The following is a 7,519-nucleotide window of genomic DNA, read 5'->3' on the forward strand; positions in this document are numbered from 1 at the left end:
GCCCAGTCGACGTCGAACTCCTCGGCGATGATCATCGGCAGGGAGGTCTTGATGCCCTGGCCGATCTCCGGGTTCTTGGAGACGATGGTGACCTTGTTGTCAGGCGTCAGGCTGACATAGGCGTTGAGCTTGGCCTCAGCGGCCGGCGCGGCGTCAGTCTTGCCGGCCACGCTGAAGGACAGCATCAGCCCGCCGGCCAGGGCGCCGGTCTTGAGTAGGTCGCGGCGCGAGGCGCCCTCGGTGAAACCGTCGGCCATCTTAAGCCTCCACCTTCTGGCCGGAGGCCTGTTTGATCGCCGCGCGGATGCGGACATAGGTGGCGCAGCGGCAGATGTTGCCGCTCATCGCCGCATCGATATCGGCGTCGGCCGGCTTGGGCGTGGCGTTCAGCAGGGCGGTGGCCGACATGATCTGGCCGGGCTGGCAGTAGCCGCACTGGGCAACGTCCAGCTCGGTCCAGGCGGCCTGCACCTTCTTGCCGACGGCGGTGGCGCCGATCCCTTCGATCGTCACAACCTTGCCCGCGCCCACCGCCTCGATGGGCAGGGAGCAGGAGCGCACGGGCTGGCCGTCCACATGGACGGTGCAGGCGCCGCACTGGCCGACGCCGCAACCGAACTTCGGCCCCAGGATCCCCAGCCCGTCGCGCAGCGCCCAGAGCAGGGGCGTGCCCTCCTCGACGTCCACGCTCTGGCTCTTGCCGTTGACGTTGATCTTGAAGGCCATGCGCCGTCCCTCCGAAATATCTTGTTGGGCCAAGCCTAACCGCGACGCGACGCCTTAGCCAGTCAGGGGAATGATCCCGGTGAGGATTCCTGCGGTCAGCAGCACCAGGGACAGGGCCACGGCCCAGGCCAGGGTGAACCTCTGGTGCTGGGCCAGCTCCACGCGGACTAGACCCACCAGCAGGTAGGTGGACGGCACCAGGGGCGAGAGCAGGTGCACCGCCTGGCCGGTGAGCGAGGCCCGGGCCATCTCCACCGGGCTGATCCCATAGGTCCCCGCGGCCTCCGTCAGGATCGGCAGGATGCCGAAATAGAAGGCGTCGTTGGAGATGAAGAAGGTGAAGGGCATGGACAGCAGGCCTGTGATCGGCGCCAGGTAAGGCCCCAGCACCGGCGGGATCAGGCCGGTGACGCTGCCCGCCATCGCCTGCGTCATCCCGGTGCCGTTGAGGATGCCTGTGAAGATGCCCGCCGCGAAGATCAAGGCGATCACCGGCAGGATGTTGGGGGCATGGGCGGCGATCCGCGCCTTCTGGGCGGGCAGCGAGGGGTAGTTCACCACCAGGGCGATGGCCGTGGCGATCATGAACAGCACCGGCAGCGGCAGGACCCCCAGGATCAGGGCCGCCAGCAGCCCAAGCGTCAGGGCCAGGTTGACCAGGATCAGCCTCGGCCGCTCGGTGCGGTCGTTGTCGTCCACCAGGTCGCGGACCAGCGCCTCATCGTCGGGCTCGCGCAGCTGGCCGGTGGAAGACAGGGCGCCCAGCCGCTTGCGCTCGCTCCGGCCAAGGATCAAGGCGACCAGCAGGATGAAGGCCATCCCCCCCAGCATGCTGGGGATCATCGGAACGAAGATATCGGCGGCGTCCAGCTGCAGGGCGCTGGCCGCCCGCGCCGTCGGCCCGCCCCAGGGGGTGATGTTGGTGACCCCGCAGGCTAGCATCAGCAGGCAGGCCAGGATCAGCGGATTGAGCCCCATGCGGCGATACAGCGGCAGCATCGCCGCGCAGCAAATCAGGTAGGTGGTGGACCCGTCCCCGTCCATGGAGACCACCAGGGCCAGCACCGCCGACCCCACGACGATCCGCACGGGGTCCCCGCCAACGGCGCGGACGATCGCGGCCACCAGGGGATCAAACAGGCCCGCATCGGTCATCAGGCCGAAGTACAGGATGGCGAAGGCCAGCATCACGCCGGTGGGCGCCAGAGCCTTCACGCCGTCGAGCATCATAGGCCCCAGGTCGGCCCCATGCCCGGCCAGAAGGCCGAAGACGACCGGCGTGAGGATCAGGGCCACCAGGGCCGAGACGCGACCTGTCATGATCAAGGTCATGAAGGTCGCCACCATGGCGAAGGCGAGCAAGGTCAGCATGGGCGCCAACCTCGCCGAGAATCTGTTGGGGTCAAAGCACGCACTTACCGCTCATCCCGGCGAAGGCCGGGACCCAGATTCATCTCGGTCCTTTGATGAGGAACCCTTGTTCGTGTGGTTCGTGTGGTTCGTGGACAATCTGAACGGCCTATGCCGTCGCGCGGTCTCAAGAATTGGGACCACGAACCACACGAACCACACGAACGGATGGGCGAATAACTTTCGGCATCCGGAATGAATCTGGGCCCCGGCCTTCGCCGGGGTGAGCGGCGGTGGACCTAGGGCAACACCACCACGCTATCGGGCAGCTCATTGGGGTTGTCCGTCGCATTGGCGGGGAAATGCTGCGCCAGGATGTCGGCGCAGAGGCCGATCGCCGCCTCGAAGCCCTCGGCCGGCTGCTTGCGCTTGATGCCCGAAATCAGCGCCGCCATGGCCTCGTCCCAGACCTTGGGATCGACCTTGGAGGCCACGCCCTCGTCGGCGATCAGCTCGGCCATGCGCTCCTTGGCGGAGACATAGATCAGCACCCCGGTGCGTTCGCGGGTCGCCGCCAGATTCTTGGCCAGGAACTGCTCCTGGGCCCGGCGCAGGACGCGCTCCCGCTTCAGCCCCTTGGGCGTCAGTAGCCGGCGCAGGGGGGGAATGATCCCCACCAGCAGGGCGACGGCCGCGAACAGCACCCCCTGCATCAGCAAGGCCCAGGTCAGGGCGCTGCGCACCGACTGTTCGGCCACCGCCCCGATCTGGGCGGCGCTCCACTCACCGGTGAGAATCTCCGGAGCGCTCACCTGGACGCCGCCGGCCAGCAGCAGGGCGGGCACGGCCAGGGCCGCGATCGCCGCCCAAGCCACCGGCACCTCCCGGTAGTCGGAGGATTCCCGGGCCACCACAGTGTAGATCTCGCCGCGGGTCCGCAGCTCGCCCCGGGCGACCGCGGCCTCGACCCGCGCGCGGTCAGCGTCTGACAGCATCACCATCCTCCTGAAGATCCGCCGCCGCCGAACGATCCGCCGCCGCCGCTGAAGCCGCCACCGCCGCCGCCGCCCCAGCTGCTTCCGCCGCCGCGGCTGCTGCTGGAGAGCAGCATGGGCAGCAGCCACCAGAGGCCGCCGCCGCCGCGGCGCCCACGGCGGCCGCGTCCGCCTCGCAGGATGCCGCTGAGCACCCAGAAGATGATCACCACGATGAAGATGATCACGCCGGGCAGGCTGTTTTCCGACTCGGGTTCCGGCTCCGGCGTCGCCGTGGCGATAGCCTTGGCCTGATCGTCGGGCAGGGAGAGCTGGCCGATCACCGCCTCAGTTCCCGCGATCACGCCCGCCTCCATCTTGCCGTCCCGGAAGGCCGGCAGGATCCTGGTCTGGATGATCACGCTGGAGAGCGCGTCGGTCAGTATGCCCTCGAGGCCGTAGCCGACCTCGATGCGCACCTTCTTGTCATTGGGCGCCACCAGCAGCAGGACCCCGTCGTTGCGGGTCTTGTCGCCGATCCCCCAGGCCCGGCCGAGCTGGTAGCCGTAGTCCTCGATCTCGTAGCCGCCGAGGTCGGGCAGGGTCGCCACCACCATCTGACGTCCGGTCTTGGTCTCAAGGTCTACGAGCTCGGCGGTGAGCTTCTGTTCGGCCGCCGGCGACAGCAGGCCGGCATTGTCCACCACCCGCCCGGTGAGCGGCGGGAACTTGGGGGCGGCCAGGGCTGCGCCCGCGCTCAGGACGAGGCCGAGGACCGCGAGGCCCAGCAGGCCCCGCAGTCCCTTGCGCTGGGTCATTGGGCCGGCGCGGCCGGGAGGGTGGACGTGGCCGGCGGCGTCGTGGGCGAGAAGCTGACGCTGGGCGCGGCCTGGGCCGCCGCATTGGCCTGGAACATCACCATCGGCTTGGAGCCGCTATGCACGGTGGAGGCCCAGAAGCTGTTGGGGAACTTGCGGAACTCCAGATTGTAGTCCCGGACCGCTTCGTTGTAGTCGCGGCGCGACACGCTGATCCGGTTTTCCGTGCCCTCAAGCTGGCTTTGCAGGGCCAGGAAGTTCTGGTTGGACTTCAGGTCCGGGTAGTTCTCCTGGATCATCATCAGCCGGCCGAGCACGCCCGACAGCTTGTCCTGGGCGGCGGCGTACTGGGCGAACTGGGCCGGGTCGGTCAGGGTCGATGCGTCGACCTTGACCTGGGTGGCCGAGGCGCGGGCCTCGGTCACGGCGGTCAGGACGCTTTTCTCCTGGGCCGCGTAGCCCTTCACGGTCTCCACTAGGTTGGGAATCAGGTCGGCGCGGCGCTGATACTGGTTCTGCACCTCGGCCCACTGGGCCTTGGCGCGCTCTTCCTTGGTGGGGATGTTGTTGATCCCGCAGCCGGCGATCAGGACAGGCGCGAGCACCAGCAGGGCGACGCGCGCGAGACGATTGCGAAGGGTGGACAAGGTGTGTGGCTCCCCAAGAGCAGCATCAGATCAGGCCTGACTATCGGCCTATGTGGCCCCGTCGTTGATATGGCGCAACGACAGGCCGGATTAAGCTTTGGAAAGCTCCGCCACACAAGTCGGTTGCGACTTGCGCGACGCCGCCGTGCGCGCCCGGATAGCCTTGAACGCCAGGACGGGCAGCCTCGCGCCGTCAGGCTCCGCGCAGCAGGACGCCGGCGGTCAGGATCGCGAAGGCCACGGCGAGGGTGGTGAACACGTGCTCGCGGATCAACGGGATGTCGACGCCGCCGTACTGGACCAGCATGGACAGAACAGCCAGCACCACCGCGATGGCGAACAGGGGTACGGAGGGGGCGGTGAGGAGCAAACCGGCGCGACGAACAGCCATGGGAGATATCCTGACGCCCCACCCGGCGAAGGCCAGGCGCGAGCTTGACCATAACGCCGACCGAGCGTTGCGGTTGCCGTGGCGGCTCTGACCAGTGGACGTTGGGACACCTTGCCCTAGAGCAGACCTACCGGAGGTCACGAAGGGTTGGTTAGGTGACGTCCGCCCTGTTGGACGCACTGGCGCTAGCCACCTTGAGCGTGTCCCAGGTCTGGCTCGCGATCCGCAGTCTGCCAACCTCGGGGGCGCCGAAGACCAACTGCGCCTTGCGGCTAATGAGACCTCCAGTCTGCTCGAGCCGGATGTCTTCCCACGGCACAACAAAGGGGCGCCGAAGCCAAGTTGACACCTTCAAACCCCGCTCGCAGGCGCCGAGCGTCAAAGTTCCATGGAACTGCCAAGCCACGCCGAGTTCACCGGATTCGAAGGCGCTTCGTCGGACGACCTGTTCATTACCGGCCGGATAGGTCCGGACAAGGCGCGGCCACCCAGATGCCCAGCCTTCCACGAAGTAGAACGCTGCGGCTGCTCCGGGCACGGCCAGTATCCAGAGGCTCAGGCTCATGTCCTGTACGCTAGAGGTCCATCCTTGGTTCGCCAAGGGGCCTCGGGGGGCCATCGGCGTCGCTCGCAGAGCCCACCCGGATCGTCGCCGATACCGTGACGACGGGCGGCGGCTACCGCCTCACCCCCGCCGTGCGCGCACGGATCGCCTTGAACTCCGAGCCGTCCTTCCAGTCGGGCCAGTCCTTCGGGTCCGACGCGATGGCCTTGCCCATCACATAGATCAGCTCGACGTCCTGGGCCGCGCCGCGCAGGTCCCAGTCGGGGCTCCAGGCGTCGCAGGGCTGGTGGTAGCAGTTGGCGGTGTAGTCGCTGACCCACTTGTCGCCCGCCGCCCGGCCGCCCTTCACCAGGTCGGCGCCGCCGCCGAGCCCCATCAGCAGCATCACCGGCACCCCTTGCTTGGCCAGGCTGAAATGGTCGGCGCGGAAGAACAGGCCGCGCTCGGGCTTGGCGTCCGGCGTCACGGTCCGGTTCTGCGCCTTGGCCGCGGCGATCAACCGGTCGTCGAGCTGGCTCTGGCCATAGCCCACCAGCACCACGTCCCTGGCGGGCCCCGCGGTCTGCAGCACATCCAGGGTGAAGTTGGCGGCCATCCGGTCCAGCGGCGTGTGCGGACGGGTGGCGTAGTATTCCGACCCCAGCAGGCCGCGCTCCTCGGCGGTCCAGGCGGCGAAGAGGGTGGTGCGGGCGGGGCGCGGGCCCGCGGCCAGGGCGCGGGCGATCTCCAGCACGCCGGCCACCCCGATGGCGTCGTCCGCCGCCCCGTGCCGCACCTTGTCGCCATTCACCGGCGCGCCCAGTCCGAAGGCGTCCCAGTGGGCGGAGAACATCACGCTCTGGTCGGGCTTGCTGGCCCCGGTCAGCTTGGCGATCACATTGCGACTGGTGACCTGGCTGTGGGTGACGCCGTAGTCCGCCGAGAAGGCGGAGCCCGTGAGCGGCACGGGTTTGAAGTCCGGCGAGCGGGCGCTGGTCTTCAGGGCCTCGAAATCCAGGCCCGCCTGTTTGAACAGGTCCAGGGCGGTGTCGCGCGCGATCCAGCCCTGCAGCAGCAGCTTGTCCCTGGCCGGATCGGGCCGGACGATGTCGAAGCTCTCGCCGTTGGAAGCCGCCACCGTCGACCAGCCGTAGCCGGCGCCCGGCGTCTCGTGGACGATCAGGGCGGCCACGGCGCCCTGGCGCACCGCCTCCTCGTACTTGTAGGTCCAGCGGGCGTAATAGGCCGCCGCCTGGCCGCCGAACTTGCCGGCCACCGGCTCGCCGGCCTTGGCCTCGAAGTCGGGGTCGTTGATCAGGAAGACCGCGACCTTGCCCGTCAGGTCGTGGCCCTTGAAGTCGTCCCAGCCCCGCTCGGGCGCCCTGACGCCATAGCCGACGAAGACCAGCGGGGCGTTTGCGATGGCGACATGATCGACCGGCCGCAGGGTGGCGACATTGATCTGCTGGGCCTGTTCGAGAACCGTGGTCTTGCCGTCCACCGAGACGCTCAGCTTGGCGCCGGGCTGGACCTGCAAGCGCTGCAGCTGGACCTCCTGGGTCCAGCCGCCCTTGTCCCCCGCCGGCTCCAGCTTCAGCGCCTGGAACTGGCCGATCAGGTAGTCGACCGTCTTCTGCTCGCCCGGCGAGCCTGGCGAGCGGCCTTCGAATTCGTCGGACGCCATCACCTTGACGATCGCCGACAGCCGGGCCGGATCGATGGGGCCGGAGGTCTGCGCCTGGGCCGTGGTCGCCATCAGGGCGGCGGCAAAGGTGAGGGCGACGGTCTTCATGGGATCGGACTCCGGGACAGGGTCCAATCCTAGAGCGTGACGACCCAAAGTGCACACCGGTCAGGAAACCAAACTTTCAACCGCTCATCCCGGCGAAGGCCGGGACCCCGATTCACCTCCAGCGCTCGGGTTTGATCCCTCGTTCGTGTGGTTCGTGTTGGTGGGGGTTGGCAGTAGTGGGGTGGCGGCGGCGCGGAGGGCCATAATTTTGTGCGCGTAACACAAGAAACACACGCTCGGGTACAGTAACCTGAAGCCAGATTGGACAGGGGGCCGG

At 68.2% G+C, this 7,519-nt stretch carries 9 protein-coding genes; all 9 read right to left on the bottom strand.

What is annotated here, in order from left to right; genetic code table 11:
• A partial coding sequence (locus tag RMO97_RS08505) for a twin-arginine translocation signal domain-containing protein (RefSeq protein WP_310540321.1) occupies positions 1-257 on the bottom strand: 257 nt, incomplete at its 3' end.
• A 1-nt stretch (position 258) separates the two neighbouring features.
• Positions 259-726: a 2Fe-2S iron-sulfur cluster-binding protein gene (locus RMO97_RS08510; protein WP_310540322.1), complete on the bottom strand. Its 468-nt coding sequence runs from the start codon at positions 724-726 to the stop codon at positions 259-261.
• A gap of 54 nt (positions 727-780) precedes the next feature.
• On the bottom strand, positions 781-2,097 hold the full coding sequence (locus RMO97_RS08515) for a CitMHS family transporter (RefSeq protein ID WP_310540323.1): 1,317 nt from the start codon (positions 2,095-2,097) through the stop codon (positions 781-783).
• A 278-nt stretch (positions 2,098-2,375) separates the two neighbouring features.
• Positions 2,376-3,071, bottom strand: a complete 696-nt coding sequence (locus RMO97_RS08520) for a TPM domain-containing protein (protein ID WP_310540324.1) — start codon at positions 3,069-3,071, stop codon at positions 2,376-2,378.
• Entirely contained in the window at positions 3,071-3,868 is a 798-nt protein-coding gene (locus RMO97_RS08525; RefSeq protein ID WP_310540325.1) for a TPM domain-containing protein, read from the bottom strand. Before RMO97_RS08525 ends, RMO97_RS08520 begins: the two co-directional genes overlap by 1 nt.
• Positions 3,865-4,515: a LemA family protein gene (locus tag RMO97_RS08530; protein WP_305762322.1), complete on the bottom strand. Its 651-nt coding sequence runs from the start codon at positions 4,513-4,515 to the stop codon at positions 3,865-3,867. The genes RMO97_RS08525 and RMO97_RS08530 overlap by 4 nt, the downstream gene beginning before the upstream one ends.
• Before the next feature lie 193 nt (positions 4,516-4,708).
• Complete coding sequence (locus RMO97_RS08535; protein ID WP_310540326.1) at positions 4,709-4,906, bottom strand: hypothetical protein; 198 nt, start codon at positions 4,904-4,906, stop codon at positions 4,709-4,711.
• Positions 4,907-5,057: 151 nt separating this feature from the next.
• Positions 5,058-5,471, bottom strand: a complete 414-nt coding sequence (locus RMO97_RS08540) for a hypothetical protein (protein ID WP_310540327.1) — start codon at positions 5,469-5,471, stop codon at positions 5,058-5,060.
• A 112-nt stretch (positions 5,472-5,583) separates the two neighbouring features.
• Positions 5,584-7,242: a M28 family metallopeptidase gene (locus RMO97_RS08545; RefSeq protein ID WP_310540329.1), complete on the bottom strand. Its 1,659-nt coding sequence runs from the start codon at positions 7,240-7,242 to the stop codon at positions 5,584-5,586.
• Positions 7,243-7,519 lie beyond the last annotated feature (277 nt).

The organism is Phenylobacterium sp. (assembly GCF_031425575.1).
Classification (GTDB): Bacteria; Pseudomonadota; Alphaproteobacteria; order Caulobacterales; family Caulobacteraceae; genus Phenylobacterium.